This window comes from Chryseobacterium tongliaonense (genome assembly GCF_041224435.1).
Taxonomy (GTDB): domain Bacteria; phylum Bacteroidota; class Bacteroidia; order Flavobacteriales; family Weeksellaceae; genus Chryseobacterium; species Chryseobacterium tongliaoense.
This window is the reverse complement of sequence record NZ_JBGFFD010000006.1, coordinates 210,431-227,760: the sequence shown is the minus strand read 5'-3', so window position 1 is coordinate 227,760 and position 17,330 is coordinate 210,431. Positions and strand designations below refer to the sequence as shown.

Below are 17,330 nucleotides of genomic sequence, written 5' to 3'. Positions count from 1 at the left end.
TATATTTTAGTTGTTTTCTTCTACTTTATCGAATACAAACTCATAGGTATCGTTATTGTATTCTGATCTTATTTTTATAAAGTTGTGATCTGTTTCAAGGATTCTGTTGACCAGAACTTCGCCCAGCTTTATCGGATGGCTTTCGTCTGATTTTTCTGTAATGACCACTTTATAATTACAGTCGTCAACAAATTCCAACCGTGATTTTATATAGTCTTTTCCGTCATTGTAATATTCAGTCTGAATATTGTCTTTTATCGTCATAAACCAGGTTTCAATGGGATATCCTACACGCAGAAATTTACCCTGCTTCATTTTTTCACATTTTGCAGGCTGATCTGCGCTTAAAAAGATATTTTCCTGGGATTTTAATTCAGAAAACCCCAGAAACAACAATATTATTAAAACAATGTTTGATCCTTTCATCCTGCGGTTTTTCTTTTGGTTATCACCAGTATAAATGCTCCAAGGAATTCAATAAACCAGCCCCATTTTAATTTCACGACCCCTGCAAAAGTTTCCCGCCATGATTTAAAAGGTAAAAAACTGAAATAATCCAATGCCTGAAACTTGATGGCAATCAGGGTAAAGATGAATAAAACAACCAGGAAAATTCCGGAAACTCTCACTGTTTTAAGTTGATTATTCACAATTCCAAAAAGTGCACACGCGGACAGAATCCAACATATAACGGCTAAATAATGATCCAGCTTCCAATAGTTCCAATTCCCTATGACAGGAACGTGAACCAACGGTAAAAAGCTTCCGATGATCACTAATAATAATCCTATTAACTGAATATTCTTCATATTTCCTAAAGTGCCAAAATACAAAAAAAAACACACTCCGGAAAGTGTGTTTGAAACGAACGCATTCAATTATTAATCAGAACGTTAAATTGAAAATCTCAATTCCTATCTGTAAACTGTTTTTGTTATTCATTATGGCATCATCATTAAAAACAGATGTCAGATCTTTTTTCACATACAAACTGATCCCTCTGTAACCGACACTTAATTTTGTTCCGAACAGAAAGTTATTCATCCCGTTTTCCACTCTTTGTTTGAAGATGTTTCTACCCGACACCTCATTCTCATACTTGTATTTTATTTTGCCTCCAATTTTCACTCCTCCGTAAATTCCGACTCCGATCCTTAACTGTGGCTTGTTATCATCAATAAATTTCTCACCATCGTAGAATACATATTTAGGATTAAGCACAAACTGCATTTCCAAAGGAACTTCAAGATATTCTGCTTTTAACTGTGAATATTTTATGCCTTGTGGTGCAAATTCCGTCTGAAAAAGTTTTCCGTCAGCCTGTGCAAAAATTTTTGATTTCTCCAGATAATACGTATCAGCTCTTAAGCCGAGACCAAAGTTCAGGAATGTCGGGCTCGAATACTTGCCTACCTGCACTTCAAATCTAAACTGATAGGAAAGAGATGCTGATTGCCGGATCTCATCAGATTTATTAAAGAAATTAAGTGGGGCCGAGTTGTTGGTAAGGTTTAAAAATCCACCACCAATGAGAATTCCTGAATTATTTAAAAGGTTCTTCATATCATTCTTTTTCTCATCAACACTTTTCCCCAATACGGATTTTCTTACTCTTTCTTTTGTGATCTCTTCAAAGCTTTCTTTTTCACCATCTACTTTCTCATTGATAGTGTTTTCGTATTTCGATGCTATTTCATCATTCAGTTTTTGTCTATCGGCTGCAGACATTTTGCCGTCTTTGAAATCTTTATCAACAATATCCAGTTCATCATTCATCTTTGTTCTTTCCGAAGTTACGATACTGTCGATTTTCTTGGTATAATGACTTATTTTTTGCAACAGTGTTTCTTTGGAACGGGAGTCATAATAATTTCCGGATTTCTCCTGTGAAAAAGCCATTACCGAAGCAGTCAGCATAACAGCAGAAAATAAAGCTTTATTGTTCATTGTTTGTTATTTTTAGTTATTATTCGGGCTGTTCAACTGTATCCCAATTGAATAGTGTGTTTATATTTAAATTTTTATTTATTCGCCTGTGCTTGAACGTACGGTAACGCCCAGGGTTACCACCTGTGAAAAATGAGGTTTTAATTTGTCTAAATCTATTCTTATATAAGATCCTTTATGCTTATTTCCTTCTGCTTTATCATATTCTCTTCCGGCCAGAAGATCGGATGCCTGTATGTATTTTGAAGGTTTCTTTTCAGATATTTCAGGTGAAACCGGTAATTGATTAATAATTACTTTTTCATCGTCCGGTTTTATAATATCCGGAGCTTTTATCTGATCGGCAGACGCAATTTCAGGAAGGTTTTTAAAGATATCTGCGCTTTGTATTTTTGTCGTTTTTTGTGCTGATAAATTGTTTTTTTGAGGTCGAACCTGAGTATTGATATTTTCCTCTTTATCAACGATATTTTCTTTTGAAACATTGTTTTCAACAGCAAAAGAAGAAGACGGCATTGTCTCTTGATTGATATCATTTTGTTGTACGGCTTCTGAATGTGTTTCTGCTTTTTCAGGTAATTTGTTTTGGGTTATTGTATTTTCAATTCCGGTTTTATTTGTATTAAAATAAACAAGAGCTCCCATGAAAAACAAAAGCAAGACAGCAGCTGCATATTTCCACCACTGAAAAGGCTGTTTTACGGACAAATCAGAAGCTTTTTCCAATTCACCTTCTATCTTATCCCAAAGATCTGAGGAAGGCCTTATTTCGCGGTCTTCGTAATCAGTTCTTAACTGTTTCAGTATTTCTTTTTTCATTTTCTTTTGTTTTAAAAAATTCTACAAGCCATTTTTTAGCTTTGTTCAGCTGACTTTTGCTCGTTCCTTCAGAAATATTAAGGATTTTCGCAATCTCCTGATGTTTTTTTTCTTCAAAAACATACAGGTTAAAAACCAGCCTGTAGCCTATCGGCATCTGAGAAAATATATCTTCAAGATTAATCCCTTCAAGCTCTTCCTCAAAATCTTCATCGGAAAACTCTTCTGCTACCTCAGCATCTACATACATAATGTTTTTGTTCTTCCGTATAAAACTGATGGAATCATTCACCACAATTTTACGGAGCCAGAAAGGAAAGCTTTTCCAGTCTTTACAGTCTTCCAGCTTTGTAAAACATTTAAGGAAAGCATTTGATAAGATATCTTCAGCATCATAAATATTATTAGTATAAGAATTTGCTACAGCAAGCATTCTGCCTGAAAACGCTTCGTAAAGAGCTTTCTGGGCGAGCCTGTCATGTTTCTTAGCAAGGGTAAAATTCTTTTCTAAATTATTCATGTATTGGTTTCTGTATATAAGACGGCAGAAATAATAAAAGGTTGCCTGTAAAATAAAAAAAATACACTTTATTTCAAAGTGTATTTTAATGTATTGATAATCAGATTATAAATTAATGCTTTACATTCGCAACTTCTTTAGGATCATGCTTATGTTTAAACAAAAGGGCAAATAAAATGGCAAGTATCAGAGCATAGGCCGCAAAAGACAACCAGATCTGATGCCAGTCTTTCACCATTACAATCGAAGACAGTGTTCCGTCAGGATTGACTGCTGCATTGAAAGAATTTTTAAGAATTTCTAAAAATGTAGGATTATCGGGTGTCGTTTCCAGATAAGCGGATAATTCTGAAGCACTTGTAAATTTATGGGTAAAAAATTTATCAATAGCCCAGCCTGCCATATAACTTCCGAAAACAGCTCCGAAACCATTGGTCATCATCATAAACAATCCCTGTGCAGAAGAACGGATCTTTTTATCGGTAGTGGTTTCTACGAATAGAGAACCTGATATGTTAAAGAAATCGAAAGCCATCCCGTAAACAATACAGGAAAGGACGATCAATGCCAAACCATATCCATCAGGAATACCATAAGCAAAGAACCCGAATCTTAAAACCCATGCCAGCATTGACATCAGCATTACTTTTTTAATCCCGAATTTTTTCAGAAAGAAAGGAATAGCAAGGATAAATAAGGTTTCGGAAACCTGAGAGATAGACATGATAATGGTTGATCTCTGTACCACAAATGAATCTGCATATTTTGGAAAATGGGCAAATTCACTCAGGAAAACGTCTCCATAAGCGTTTGTTAATTGCAATGCAGCTCCTAAAAGCATCGAAAACAGGAAGAATAATGCCATTTTATAGTTTCCGAAAAGCTTAAATGCATTTAATCCAAGCTGTTCTGATAAAGGTGCACTTTTATCAATCAGTTTTTGCGGTGGGCACTTAGGTAATGTGAGCGCATATATTCCCAGTAAAATGGCTACTATACCACCAATATAAAACTGACCTTCCGTTGCTTTATTTCCCGTAAGATTGGTGATCCACATCGCTACGATAAACCCTATGGTTCCCCAGACACGAATAGGAGGAAAGTCTTTCACCACATCCAGATCACTATTCTTTAAAATAGTATAGGAAATGGAATTGGCAAGGGCAATAGTCGGCATGTAGAAGCACATGGCAACAAGCATTACATAAAAGAAGGAATCAGGATCTCCTGTATGTGGTAAAATGAATAAAACAATTCCGTAAAGAATCTGTAGGGCCGAAAAAATCCGTTCCGCATTAACCCAGCGGTCGGCAATAATTCCGGTGATGGTAGGCATAAAGATAGAAGCTATCCCCATTGTTCCGAAAACGGCTCCAAACTGAGTTCCGTCCCAATGTTTTGTACCGAACCAAAAATTAGCCATCGTAATCAGCCATGCTCCCCAAACAAAAAACTGCAGAAAGCTGAGGATGGTAAGTCGTAATTTTAAATTCATAGTTAGTTTAAATATCTTAATCGATTTTCTTTTTCCTTCTCTTGATTTCTTCCTGAATTTCAAGAGCGGTATCATAATCTTCTTCTTTCACAGCATCTTCCAGTAATTTCTGAAGTTCTTCCATAGAAAGAGATTTTAAATTGTCTTCTGTTTTTACCGTTTCAGAGAAGGCCTGTTCTTCCTTGGAAACATCTTCCAGTTCCAGAAGAATTCCGGCTTCATTAAGTACCTGCTGAGTGGTGAAAATAGGGGCATCAAATCTTACGGCCATTGCAACGGCATCGGAAGTTCTGGCGTCCAAAATCATTTCTTCATCGGTACTTTTATTTTTAAAATTGATATTGGAGAAGAAAACTCCGTCTACAATCTGATAAATAATAACTGAGACCAATTCATAATTTGCTGTAACTATAAATTTTGTGAATAAATCATGAGTAAGAGGACGAGGTGGATGTATATCTTTTTCCAGACCAAGAGAGATGGATTGTGCCTCGAAATTTCCTATAACAACAGGTAATTTTATATGTGTTTCTTCATGTTCCAATAACAAAGCGTATGCGCCTGATTGGGTCTGGCTGTACGATATTCCGCGAATAATTAGCTGCTTATAATCCATAACTACAAATATAAATTAATTTTTTATTGTAGGTTTTACTTTTTAGACAAAAATAAAAGCCCGGAAAGCCCGAACTTTTATTTTTATGTGAAATGTGAATCGTGAATTAATTTCTTTAGTCAAAGCTTAAAATTCACTATTGACCTGGATAGCAAAATTCACAATTGACGCTATTTTTATCCTTTTAAAGCTTTAATCTTTTCAGTTAATGCAGGAATAATCTGGAAAGCATCTCCCACCACTCCGTAATCTGCTGATTTGAAGAACGGAGCTTCAGCATCATTATTGATGACAACGATTGTTTTGGAAGAGTTAACTCCGGCTAAATGCTGGATTGCTCCTGAAATACCTACAGCGATATAAAGGTTCGGGGAAATCGCTTTACCGGTTTGCCCTACGTGTTCTGTGTGAGGTCTCCAACCGATATCTGAAACCGGTTTGGAACAAGCTGTAGCAGCACCTAAAACGTTTGCCAACTCTTCGATCATTCCCCAGTTTTCAGGACCTTTCATCCCTCTACCTGCAGAAACTACGATTTCAGCTTCTTTAAGATCTAATTTTCCTGAGCTTTGCTCATGAGAAATCACTTTAGTATCTTCATTGGCTACTGATAAGTTTTTCACTTCTTCAGAACCTGATGCTGCATTTTCTTTAACACCGAAAGCATTTTGAGAAACGGTTACAATTACGCCGTTGCCTTCTGCTTTTGCATGCATAAATCCTTTTCCTGAGAAAGCTTTTCTTTTCACCTGGAACGGAGAAAGGCTTTCAGGAGCTGCCAAAGCATTGGTAATTAAAGAATAGTTCTTCATTATGGCTAACATCGGAGCTACTGAAGATGCATCTGTAGTGTGCGGGAAAACAATAGTATTTCCGTCAAACACTTCATTTACTGCCTGTGCATATGCTTTTGCCGAGAAACTTTTAAGACCTTCGTCTTTGATATTGATTACGTTTGATGCTCCATATTTGTATAATAAATCTGAAGAATCTGTAGGGTTTACAGAGATTGCGGTAACGCTGTCCCCTGACTGGTCTGCAATTGCTTTCGCGTAAGCTACTGCTTCAAAAGCTGCTTTTTTGTAAACTCCGTTTATATTTTCTGCGTATACGAATACTGCCATTTTTTTAATTTTTAGGTTGTAGTGATTAGGTTTTAGGAATCATCAGGTTAAAAAGTGAAGACTGAAGTATTACCTCTTATCTGAGACCCGTTCTCTTTATTAGATTACTTTAGCTTCTTCGTGAAGTAATCTCACCAATTCATCCAGGTTATCCGGAGAAACCATTTTTACTGCAGCTCTCGGCGGAACACTGTCATAAGTAACACCCTGAACTTTCACTTCTGAAGAAGCAGGCTCTACCACTTGTAAAGGCTTGGTTCTTGCAGACATAATTCCTCTCATATTCGGGATAATCAAATCTTTTTCATCTACCAATCCTTTCTGACCGGCAATTACAGCAGGAAGTTTTACTGATATTGTTTCTTTACCGCCTTCAATTTCTCTTACAGCAGTAGCTTCACTTCCGTTTACATCTAAGCCTACAGATGCATTTACGAAAGGCTGATTCAGCAACTGAGCCACCATTCCCGGAACAGAACCACCGTTATAATCAATAGATTCTTTACCGCAAAGAATAAGGTCATACCCTCCATTCTGAGCAACAGCAGCAATTTCTTTAGCTGTAGAATAGCTGTCTTTCGGGTCAAGGTTTACTCTTACCGCATCATTAGCTCCAATAGCCAATGCTTTTCTGATTACCGGTTCTGTACCTGCATCTCCTACATTGATCACTGTTACCGTAGCTCCCTGAGATTCCTGAAGTTTAACTGCTTTTGTCAATGCAAATTCATCTAACGGGTTGATTACCCACTGAATCCCGTTTTTGTCGAAAGCAGATTTATCTGCTGTAAAGTTAATTTTGGAAGTAGTATCCGGAACACTACTAATACAAACTAATATTTTCATATGTTGTTCTTAATTTTTTTATTGGTCATATGCAACCCTAAGGTTTCATGTGTACTATTTATTTTTCCCTTTGTCGCAAAAAAATGTCACACAACTTTATGCTGAGATTTTGTTTGATTAATTTCTGTAAATATAAATAAAAAATATATTATGCATGCATAATATGTTATTCAGCGCATTAAAAATAATAAAAACGCTCTAATGTAAAGCGTTTTTTATTATTATTGAGAAAAATTATCAGATTATTTTTTAATGAATTTCCTGGAAAATTGGCTTCCTTTGGCTTCAATAGTAATGATATAAGTTCCCGGAATAAGGCTCCTTACATCTATTTTATCATGATCAAGTTCAGCATTTACCTTTCTTCCCGCTGTATCAAAAATTTCAATTTTAGTAATGGGTAATTTAGATTCTACATTAATGAAATCGGTTGCGGGATTAGGGTACACTAAAATGCTATTTTCTTCTGCAACGGCCTCTTTTGTTCCTAATACTGCCGTATTGGTAGCCATTAGCGTGTAATCATCAAAAGAGGTGATATGAGCCACTGTATTTCCTGCCTCAACAGCTGAGACAAAATCCATTTCAAAAGGATCTTCACCTACAGCTGCCGGTGTATAGCCCGGGCCGGCGTCGTAACTATTTTCCGGGGTTGTCCACGTAGCAACTCCTGTGGTTTTATCAAATGTACAGCTTAACGGAATCCAGGTATTAGCGGGATATGTAGTGGCTCCTAAATTAAACCCAAAATTCGCAGTTTGGCCTGTTGTATTGTCTGTATAGCGGCCTATACCTATAATTTTTTTTGTTGCATAATTATATCCTATTCCAACCAGGGTTTTATGGGTTGTTGTATCATAAATCATAGCTGCTCCTCGACCAACACCACCCGTAACGCTTCCGGTATATAAATTAAAATTTAATTTGATGATATTGTTTCCCGGAGTTCTTGCAGCCCATGCTGCAACGAGTCCATCCTTCCACATATATTTTTGTCCTGTTGCCGTGGCACTTCCGGTAAGCTGCAATGAGTTGCCATGAGAAGCATCTACATTTACAATCTGTGCATCTGAATTAGCCCCGCCGGTAAAAAGCGTGTAAAATCCACCTTGTCCGGGTGTTGTTGAGGTGATGTCCGTTCCTACGTTTCCTATCGTATAGGAATTAAAATTATCATTTTGTAAAGTCTGTGCATTTATTGTGTTGAATAAAACAAATAAAAATGCTGCATTTGATAAAGCTTTTTTCATAACATATTTAGAATTTGATATTATATATTTTTTCCATTTCCTGGTTAAATTTTTTCTACGAGTCAATTTCTATTTATATGACTGCAAGAATTAAAAATCGTTGCCTGAGAAGTGAAAAATTATAATATAATGTTACTCAAATGTTGAATAAAAAAAGCCTTTTTGATCAATATCTTATAAAATGGCCTGAATTTTTTATAAAAAGTTTGAGACAAGCAAAATGTATCAAACTCGTTATCAATTCATTAAAATGTGAATATTCTATAATTTGATGTTATCGCTTTTAAAATGATTATTTTTAATTCATTTTAAATAATTCTCAATAAAGAGAAATAATATATCTTTTGATCATGCAGGTTTAGTCGCCCTAAACTCTATCTTACTTGGTAAAACCCTCGGATTCATTTTTAAAATATCCAAGACCAGATTTCCCATATCTTCCGGCTGGATTTTCCACTCATCCTTTTCAGAGACCACATTTCCGTTGAAATTTGAAGCTACTGACCCCGGCATAATCACTGTTGACTTGATATTGTATTTTCTTAAATCAATCATTGCTGCCTGCGTAAAGCCTACAACACCGAATTTTGATGCATTGTAACCTGTACCCTTTTCAAAGAAATTAGCACCGGCTAAGCTGGAAATGGTAATATAATATCCTTCTGACTTCTTTAATTCATCCAGTGATGCTTTTAAAGTATAAAAAACACCGGTTAAATTCGTTTCAATCATAGCATTCCATTCCTCTGCGGATAACTCGTCTACAGGCTTAAATATCCCCAATCCTGCATTGGCGATTACGAAATCTACTTTTCCGAATTTCTCTACTGTATATTTTACGGCTTCCTCTTCGCTTTCCAGGTTTCTTACATCAGATACAATTCCTAAAACATGTTCCGAATACTGTTGTAAAACTTTCTCAGCTTCCATTACATCTTCTTTTTTTCTTCCTGAAAACGCGACAGAAATTCCATTTTCAAGCAGAATTTTTGCAATCCCGAAACCAATACCTTTGGTTCCACCTGTTATATAAGCTACTTTATTTTCCAACATAACTATATTTTTAATATTCTAAAATAAAAAAAACGCTCCAATTGGAGCGTTTATATGTGCTAAGATTTATCCGTATTATTCTTTGATGATTTTTTGAATATACACTTTCTCATCGCTAGCTTTAACTTTTAAGATGTAATTTCCTTTTGTAAAGCTTGACATATTAACTTCATTAACATTTTTGTTATTGCTGATTGAAGTTACCACTCTACCATTCATGTCATAAATCTCTATTGATTCAGATTTTAATCCGTTGCTGAACTTGAATCTCAAAACATCTTTAACAGGATTTGGGAAAATCTGTAAATCTCTTGAATTGATTACTTCCGTAACCCCTAAAACGTTTTGACCGGTAACCGTCATTACCCATCTTGCTGCACCAAATGCAGCTAAAGCTCCTGTTCCCGTAGCAATTGGAGTAAGGATACCACATGTTTCTGATGATAAATAAGAAGGTCCTGTCTGAGCGCCCGGGTTAGTTCCCATATAGAAAGACTGTACCGGAGTGGCAGTAGAACCATCATGGAATACCTCAACGACAAAAGTAGAACCTGCAGGAACAACTTTATTCAAAGTAGTTCCGGTATTTACCATTAAACCAACATTTGCCGGAGCTACTGTTACATTTGCAGTTCCAAGAAGCGTAGGTGTACCCGTTGGGAATGTTCCAACAAAAGTATATAAATTAACTTCTACCGGAAAAGTTGTGTTAGCCGTTTGTACTCCAAATGCAATGTTGGTAACATTATAATTGTAGTTGATCCCATAATCAGATAATTTAAATACTCTGTAGTATGAATTATCCGCAGTGTAACCTTGTGCTGAGTTACCACATGCTACAGATCCCGTTGCTGATACAGTATTAGGTGTTGCGTTCTGACTTATTACCTGTGCAAAGCCTGTACCGGCTACTAGTGCAACAGCTAAAGATGTAAAAATTTTTCTCATGATATTATTTTTTTGTTAACAATGTAAATTTAAAATTTTATTTGAAATAAAAAAAATAATCATAAAAAAATAAAAAATCCTTAAGATTTTTCACTTAAGGATTGGTATTTACTATTTTGAATAGTTTTCGAAAAACAAGGGAATACTCTCTATTCCTTTATAAAAATTGAACAATCCGTAGTGTTCGTTAGGAGAATGTATTGCGTCAGAGTCTAAGCCAAAGCCCATTAATACTGATTTGGCTCCCAGTACTTTTTCAAACATCGCTGTAATCGGAATACTGCCTCCGCCTCTGTAAGGAAGGACTTCTTTATTAAACGCTGTTTCCATAGCCTGTTTAGCCGCTGAAAACTCTTTTGTATCTGTCGGTAATACATAAGGCATTCCGCCGTGATGTGGCGTAACCTTTACTTTTACCGTATCGGGAGCTATTTTCTCAAAATATTTAGTGAACTTTTCTGTAATTTCTTCAGGAGTCTGGTAAGGAACCAAACGCATTGAAATTTTGGCAGAAGCTTTGGAAGGAATCACCGTTTTAGCACCTTCACCTGTGTAACCACCCCAAATTCCATTACAATCCAATGTAGGACGGATTGATGTTCTTTCCAGTGTTGTATAGCCTTTCTCCCCTTCTACATTGCTTAATCCGATTGATTTTTTAAATTCTTCCGGATTATCTTTCAACTTATTCATTTCAGCTCTTTCAGCATCAGAAACTACGTCTACATTATCGTAGAATCCATCAATGGTAATATGCCCGTCGTCATCAATCAGTTGTGCAATCATTCTTGAAAGCACGTGAATAGGATTCGGAACAGCACCGCCATACAACCCGGAATGCAAATCCCTGTTTGGTCCTTCCACTTCTACTTCTACATAGCTTAATCCTCTTAAGCCTGTAGTTACCGTTGGCTGCTCATTGCTGTAAATATGGGTATCGGAAATTAAAATACAATCACAAGCTAGTTTCTCCTTGTTTTCATTAACAAAATCTCCTAAGCTTACAGATCCTACTTCTTCTTCACCTTCTAAAATAAATTTAACATTACAAGGAAGCGAATTTGTTTTCATCATCGCTTCAAAAGCTTTCAAATGCATAAAGAATTGCCCTTTATCATCTGCAGAACCTCTCGCAAAAATCGCTCCGTCCGGGTGAAGTTCCGTTTTTTCAATATAAGGCTCAAAAGGTGGCTTTCTCCATAATTCCAACGGATCTGCCGGCTGTACATCATAGTGACCGTAAACGAGAACAGTCGGTAAATTGCTATCTAAAATTTTTTCTCCAAACACAATAGGATATCCTTTGGTCTGGCAAACTTCTACGTTATCTGCTCCTGCATTCTTAAGGTGTGTTGCACATACGTCTGCACATTTCAACACATCATCTTTATAAGCAGGATCTGCAGAAATAGAAGGAATTCTCAGTAATTCAAATAACTCATCCACGAAACGCTGTTTGTTTTCGTTGATGTAATTTAATGTCTCTTGCATTGTAAAAATTTATTTTGTTAAAAGTAGAAAAAATGGATCGCAGGAACAAACAAAAAGGAATGATTTTAAGCATTCCTGTCAATCAGCTTTAATACCTGCAAATAAAAAATGTCCTACATTTTGCAGGACATTTTTATATTGTTTACTAATAATTAGTGTTCAGCTTTTGGAGCTTTCTCAGCTTCTGCAGGTTTTGTAGCGGCAGCACTGTCTGTTTTAGGAGCTTCTGCTTCAGGTTTTGCAGTAGCAGCTTCTTCTTTGTGCTCTGCTGCTGCTTCATGACCGTGAGCTTCGCCTCCACCCTGTACATCGTCAGAATATCTTTCTACTCCTTCTTCAAGTTTCAGAGTATTCTTATTTCCTCCCGCTTGTATTTTTTTACAGCTTACGGCTACAGTTGCAATGGCTAAACATATAATTAATTTTCTCATGCTTAAATTTTTGATTGCCCAAAATTAAGAAATCTTGCATTTTACGGCAACATTTTTATATGGATTTTAAAATAATTTTACCTTTTTTGGATTGTGTAAAAATAAGATACTTTTCACCACCATCTTTAAGACCATATTTTTTTTTGATTTCTTCAGGTTTTAAAGGGTAATTTTTTGAAATAATATTAAACTGTTCTTTCTTTTTAATCTGCTTGCTATCAACCTCTTCCATTTCAATTATCCTTCCTGGAAAATCGCTTATTTTTTCATTCAAGGTATAAATATGGGTATTCGGATGAAGCTTTTTCACACCCGTTTTTTCCGAGATTAAATTAAAAACCCCTGCTTTTAAAATGGTATGATTGGGAATATAAATAAACCTTTCAGGCTCTGAATATTCTGTTTTTGCATTTTCTTCATCCCCAAACCGGAATGTAAAATCCTGTTCACCGCTTTCCAGATTCACACAATTGCAGCTGATATTCCCTGAATTTTCGTTATTCAAAAATACAATGACTTCTTTTACATCATTTTTCAAAGCAACAATATCAATTCTGAAAATACCCGGCAAAACGGAAACCAGATATTTCAAATCAATCAACGGAGAGAGTTTTATCACCACCTCTTTTGAAATGGAAAGCAATTTTTCCCGGGTTTCGAGAATATTGGGGGACAAATCTTCTAAAAGGAAAACTTTGTTTTTATGCTGATCTCTTCTCGCAGGATCTAAATAGATGACATCAAAGGTTTCTTTATTTCCATTCAGAAAATCCTCCAGTTTTTGATTGATAAATTTTGCTCGTTTTCCCAGAACATTCCAATTGTGCTCTACAATTTCCAAAAGCTCTGAGTTCTGTTCTATCAGAGTAATCTGTTCAAAATTACTGGACAGATAAAAAGCGTCAATTCCAAAGCCGCTTGTAAGATCTATGAACTTTTTTCCTTTTAAAATTTCAGATTTATAAACCGCTGTTTTCTCTGAGGACGACTGTTCTAAACTGAGTTGAGGCGGAAAAATGATTCCTTCTTTCAATAAAAACGGAAATTTTCTCTGTGCTACCTGTTTTCCTTTTATCTGCTGCACAATTTCCAGCATTGAGACTTCCGGATACGGGGATTTTTTCAATAACAAAGCATGTAAGTCTGTATTCAGATTTGCATTGATATAGTTTTGAATGTCTTTATTTACTATTTTATTTTCCACTGATTTGCACAGATGTTTGTGCTTTAATTTTATTTATTAATCAATAATCCCGTTTATTTTCCTAAAAATGCTTTTAGCAATATAATCTGTATTGAAATTAACAAGGATTCCCAGTTTTAATCCTGTTAATTTTATCTTTAAATTTAATATTCATAGGAACCTGAATTTTGGTTTTCAAACCATTATTTTGCAATTCATGTGCTAAAACTTTTTCATAAACTTTCTCCATTAAGCCAGGCCCTAACTCATTATAGACAGAAAATATTGATTTTCTGACATAAAAACTTATCTCATTTTCTTTCATTTAATATGTGTTTTTGTGTTGATATAAATTTACAGAATCATATGTGAAAATTCGTGTAATCGGTGCTTAAATATAGTTTTTAAATTCGACCGCTGATTTCACAGATTTGCACAGATGTTTGTGTTTAATTATCTTTTATAGAAAATGTAATCGGTCAATAAAGGTTGTATACCGTTTTGTTTTAATAAGGAATTTATCTGGCCTCTATGATAGGTGGAGTGATTGACTGCGTGAAAAAGCATCTCGAAAATACTGTTTTCAAATTTTGTTCCTCTGGAGTTCCGGTATTCGATTCTTTGGTCAAAATCAGATTTTTCAACAATTCCTGTACTTTTCAGAAAGTTCTGATGATTGATGGTATCCAGGTCTTCGAAAGGATTAATCTGCCAAACTTCAAAAGTCTTTTCACCTAAAATCCTTGAATTCCAGATTTGTTGGGCATTCAGAGTATGATTGATCAAACTGATTGTTTTCTCATCTACTTTTGAGCTGTTTTCGGAAATAAGTTTAATCATCTCCCGGTTATAGTGGTAAGTATACTCAAATAAGTCAATCAGTTTTTCTTTCATTATTCAAAATTATAAGTTTGAATCTTTATGAAGGGTAATGGTATTGGGCGATAATGGATCTATATCTGTACTGCCTTCATTTTCAAAATCCATGAAAAACACGATTTCATTTTCTTTGGTGAATTCAATAAGCCCATTTAAAAATTTACTTTCTTCAGTTTTGTTATTGTTGTCATTGTATGAAGCAATCAAACTGAATTTAAAAGGCTTTTTGGAAAAATCAACGGTATATTTTACGTGCCCTGTTTTGCCTTTGTTCGGACCACCGGGAATTATAAAGTTTCTGCCGTCAATAATCATTCCTTCAAGTTCAACATTTGCATAACCATCAGGAAAAAAGGTAAAAGATCCTTTCTTACCGGAATCTGTTCCGCTCCATTTTCCGTATAGGTTTTCAGCCGTTTGTGAGAAACACATTCCAAAAAACAGAACAGAAAGAAAAAATAAAAATTTTCGCATCGTATTATTATTCAAACATTTCTGCCCAACGGACAGCCCTGATCTCTTTTTCGTTATATAGATCGTCAATAGATTTTTTAGCTTCCAGTTTTGGATAAAGATTCACCCCGATCAGCTTTATCTTGCCTTCTTCCACCCACTTCTGCTCTTCTACTGCATGATCATAGATCTTTTTCTGAACCACTCCCTGTTTTAATAATTCCAGGTAGCCTCCCGCTTCTTCAATCTCAACAAAGAGATCCCAGGATTTTTCTGCTATCTGTAGGGTAATATCTTCAACATAATAACTCCCGTTGGAAGCATCTTCAAATACATTGATAATACTTTCATATGCCAGAACAATCTGCTGTTTAAAGGATATTTCTTCTGAGTTTTCCGTACTCTTCTCAACAAGATAATTGCTGCTGAAAACAGCATCAGCACCACTGATCATAGCGGAAGCAAGCTCCAGTGTAGATCTGATAAGATTATTTTCGCGGTCTGAAATGGATTTGTTTCTTAAAGAGGTTTCGGCAAAAATGTATGGAATTTCATCCTGGTTGTATTCTTTTGAAAGCTGATTAAAAACCAGTTTAAAAGCTCTTATTTTAGCCATTTCAAAGAAATAATTTCCTCCAACGGCTATTCTGAATATCAGTTTATTTAAGATTTCCGGCCCGTAAGCTTCAACAAGTTCTTTAGTTTTTGATAAAGCAATTCCCAACTGCTGATAGATTGCAGCACCTGCATTTTGGTGCAGGGATACATCTACACAGATGTTTCTTTTAAAATCTTTTGCAAGCAGTTCTTTAACCAGCTGGTCATTAATTACAGCTTCCTTTTCGTCAAAAACATCAATTAATGAGAAGTACTGGTCTTCATCTTTAGGACTGATATGTTCTGCCAGGTCTTTATTATTGACAAAAATAGTTTTCTCCTCAAGGTTTTCTACGTTATGATTTAACAGAAATGCATAAACGTCCTCTTCCAGACTTTCATGGTAGGTAGCTACCAGATGGGTACTTTCTTCAACTTTCGGCAGGTTTGCCAATGGTTTCTGCACGGTGTTATAGAAAGGTTTAACATCAATTCCTTCTAAATTTTCCTTTTTCAGAATCGTGTAAATATCTTCTGTTTTAAGTTGTTTTTTTACTAAATTTTCCCAATCCGGAAGTATATCTGTATTTGACATTGAGTTGAAAGGTATAGGATTATTATGTGAATGATCAATAGTGAATTAACTTCGCTGTCAATTTTTTAATCTGACCATTCAGTTGCAAAGCAAAATTAACAATTGACTTTTATTATTTTTTAGCAATATTTGAGCTGTCTACTACCAGAATAAAGATTTCTTCATCCGGCTTTTTCATAAAGTAGTTTTCTCTGGCGTATTTTTCTTTTTCAGATTTATTGTTCATCAGTTTTTTATAGAAAGCATCGTTCTTTTCGTATTCTTTTTTATAATACTGCAACTGCTCTTCATATTTACTGATTTCGCCATTCAGTTCATTGATTACCAGAAAGGAGGTTTTATCAAAGAAAATCATCCAGACCAGAAACATACAGATGGTAATGGTATATTTATTCAAAACATATTTCTGAATAAGTTTGAATGTTTCAGACTTTGGCTGGATGTCTTTAATGAGTTTGTTTGCCATTTTAGTGTTTTCTCAACGAGTTTTTAATAACGGTAGTTAAAAAATCAATCGCAACGGAATTTTGTTTCATGTTAGGGATGATAAGATCCGCTTCATTTTTAGACGGCTCTATAAATTCCTGATGCATCGGCTTCAAAGTGGTTTGGTAACGGTGTAATACTTCACCCAGGTCTCTTCCTCTCTCCTGTGTATCTCTCCTGATCCTCCTGATTAGTCTTTCGTCAGAATCTGCATGAACGAAAACCTTCAGATCAAATTCTTTAAGTAATTCTTTATTCGTCAGTACCAAAATACCTTCTACTACCAATACATTTTTAGGTTCTACAGTAACGTGGTCTCCGGTTCGGGAATGAGTAACAAAGCTGTAAATCGGCTGTTCAATAGGCTCGTTGTTTTTTAAAGCTTTTACATGTTTCAACATCAATTCAAAATCTATAGACTTGGGATGATCATAATTTAAAGCTTCCCGTTCCGTTAATGTCAGATTTTGATTATCGTGATAATAATTATCCTGAGAAAGGATGTTCATTCCTTCGATATCAAGCTGCTGAAGTATCTTATCAACAACTGTAGTTTTGCCGGACCCTGTACCTCCTGCAATTCCTATTACAAGCATT

Annotated in this window: 21 protein-coding genes; all 21 read right to left on the bottom strand. The window is 35.4% G+C overall.

Annotation, left to right across the window (positions count from 1 at the left end):
* Positions 1 to 6: 6 nt before the first annotated feature.
* Positions 7 to 426 carry a hypothetical protein gene (locus tag AB8P06_RS14345; protein ID WP_369842769.1) on the bottom strand — a complete coding sequence of 140 codons (420 nt, stop codon included), beginning with the start codon at positions 424 to 426 and terminating at the stop codon, positions 7 to 9.
* Positions 423 to 809 (bottom strand): hypothetical protein, encoded by a 387-nt coding sequence (locus AB8P06_RS14340; protein WP_369842767.1) that lies wholly within the window; start codon positions 807 to 809, stop codon positions 423 to 425. The genes AB8P06_RS14345 and AB8P06_RS14340 overlap by 4 nt, the downstream gene beginning before the upstream one ends.
* A 76-nt stretch (positions 810 to 885) precedes the next feature.
* The gene (locus AB8P06_RS14335; protein ID WP_369842765.1) at positions 886 to 1,947 is read right to left on the bottom strand and encodes a hypothetical protein; all 1,062 of its coding nucleotides are present in this window, start codon (positions 1,945 to 1,947) and stop codon (positions 886 to 888) included.
* 78 nt (positions 1,948 to 2,025) lie between these two features.
* The gene (locus tag AB8P06_RS14330) at positions 2,026 to 2,766 is read right to left on the bottom strand and encodes a hypothetical protein (protein WP_369842764.1); all 741 of its coding nucleotides are present in this window, start codon (positions 2,764 to 2,766) and stop codon (positions 2,026 to 2,028) included.
* A complete protein-coding gene (locus AB8P06_RS14325) occupies positions 2,732 to 3,286 on the bottom strand; it encodes an RNA polymerase sigma factor (protein ID WP_369842762.1) in 555 nt (184 codons plus the stop codon). Before AB8P06_RS14325 ends, AB8P06_RS14330 begins: the two co-directional genes overlap by 35 nt.
* A gap of 112 nt (positions 3,287 to 3,398) precedes the next feature.
* Complete coding sequence (locus AB8P06_RS14320) at positions 3,399 to 4,781, bottom strand: nucleoside permease (protein ID WP_369842760.1); 1,383 nt, start codon at positions 4,779 to 4,781, stop codon at positions 3,399 to 3,401.
* A 16-nt stretch (positions 4,782 to 4,797) separates the two neighbouring features.
* On the bottom strand, positions 4,798 to 5,397 hold the full coding sequence (locus AB8P06_RS14315) for a bifunctional nuclease family protein (RefSeq protein WP_369842759.1): 600 nt from the start codon (positions 5,395 to 5,397) through the stop codon (positions 4,798 to 4,800).
* A gap of 176 nt (positions 5,398 to 5,573) precedes the next feature.
* Entirely contained in the window at positions 5,574 to 6,521 is a 948-nt protein-coding gene (locus AB8P06_RS14310; protein WP_369842757.1) for an electron transfer flavoprotein subunit alpha/FixB family protein, read from the bottom strand.
* Positions 6,522 to 6,620: 99 nt separating this feature from the next.
* Positions 6,621 to 7,367: an electron transfer flavoprotein subunit beta/FixA family protein gene (locus AB8P06_RS14305; RefSeq protein ID WP_007844777.1), complete on the bottom strand. Its 747-nt coding sequence runs from the start codon at positions 7,365 to 7,367 to the stop codon at positions 6,621 to 6,623.
* A gap of 242 nt (positions 7,368 to 7,609) precedes the next feature.
* Positions 7,610 to 8,617 (bottom strand): T9SS type A sorting domain-containing protein, encoded by a 1,008-nt coding sequence (locus tag AB8P06_RS14300; protein ID WP_369842755.1) that lies wholly within the window; start codon positions 8,615 to 8,617, stop codon positions 7,610 to 7,612.
* Between the two features lie 348 nt (positions 8,618 to 8,965).
* The gene (locus AB8P06_RS14295; protein ID WP_369842753.1) at positions 8,966 to 9,670 is read right to left on the bottom strand and encodes an SDR family oxidoreductase; all 705 of its coding nucleotides are present in this window, start codon (positions 9,668 to 9,670) and stop codon (positions 8,966 to 8,968) included.
* Between the two features lie 75 nt (positions 9,671 to 9,745).
* A complete protein-coding gene (locus AB8P06_RS14290) occupies positions 9,746 to 10,618 on the bottom strand; it encodes a T9SS type A sorting domain-containing protein (protein WP_369842751.1) in 873 nt (290 codons plus the stop codon).
* Between the two features lie 111 nt (positions 10,619 to 10,729).
* Positions 10,730 to 12,109, bottom strand: coding sequence for a dipeptidase (locus tag AB8P06_RS14285; RefSeq protein WP_369842749.1), 1,380 nt, complete (start codon positions 12,107 to 12,109; stop codon positions 10,730 to 10,732).
* A gap of 152 nt (positions 12,110 to 12,261) precedes the next feature.
* Positions 12,262 to 12,540, bottom strand: coding sequence for a hypothetical protein (locus tag AB8P06_RS14280; RefSeq protein WP_369842748.1), 279 nt, complete (start codon positions 12,538 to 12,540; stop codon positions 12,262 to 12,264).
* A gap of 55 nt (positions 12,541 to 12,595) precedes the next feature.
* The gene (locus AB8P06_RS14275) at positions 12,596 to 13,744 is read right to left on the bottom strand and encodes a class I SAM-dependent methyltransferase (RefSeq protein WP_369842746.1); all 1,149 of its coding nucleotides are present in this window, start codon (positions 13,742 to 13,744) and stop codon (positions 12,596 to 12,598) included.
* Positions 13,745 to 13,841: 97 nt separating this feature from the next.
* A complete protein-coding gene (locus AB8P06_RS14270; RefSeq protein ID WP_369842744.1) occupies positions 13,842 to 14,048 on the bottom strand; it encodes a GxxExxY protein in 207 nt (68 codons plus the stop codon).
* A 128-nt stretch (positions 14,049 to 14,176) separates the two neighbouring features.
* Positions 14,177 to 14,617 (bottom strand): DinB family protein, encoded by a 441-nt coding sequence (locus AB8P06_RS14265; protein WP_369842742.1) that lies wholly within the window; start codon positions 14,615 to 14,617, stop codon positions 14,177 to 14,179.
* Positions 14,618 to 14,626: 9 nt separating this feature from the next.
* Positions 14,627 to 15,076: a hypothetical protein gene (locus AB8P06_RS14260; RefSeq protein ID WP_369842740.1), complete on the bottom strand. Its 450-nt coding sequence runs from the start codon at positions 15,074 to 15,076 to the stop codon at positions 14,627 to 14,629.
* Positions 15,077 to 15,083: 7 nt separating this feature from the next.
* The gene (locus AB8P06_RS14255; RefSeq protein WP_369842739.1) at positions 15,084 to 16,247 is read right to left on the bottom strand and encodes a methylmalonyl-CoA mutase family protein; all 1,164 of its coding nucleotides are present in this window, start codon (positions 16,245 to 16,247) and stop codon (positions 15,084 to 15,086) included.
* A gap of 112 nt (positions 16,248 to 16,359) precedes the next feature.
* A complete protein-coding gene (locus AB8P06_RS14250; RefSeq protein ID WP_369842738.1) occupies positions 16,360 to 16,713 on the bottom strand; it encodes an FtsB family cell division protein in 354 nt (117 codons plus the stop codon).
* 1 nt (position 16,714) lies between these two features.
* Positions 16,715 to 17,329, bottom strand: coding sequence for a uridine kinase (udk, locus tag AB8P06_RS14245; protein WP_369842736.1), 615 nt, complete (start codon positions 17,327 to 17,329; stop codon positions 16,715 to 16,717).
* Position 17,330 lies beyond the last annotated feature (1 nt).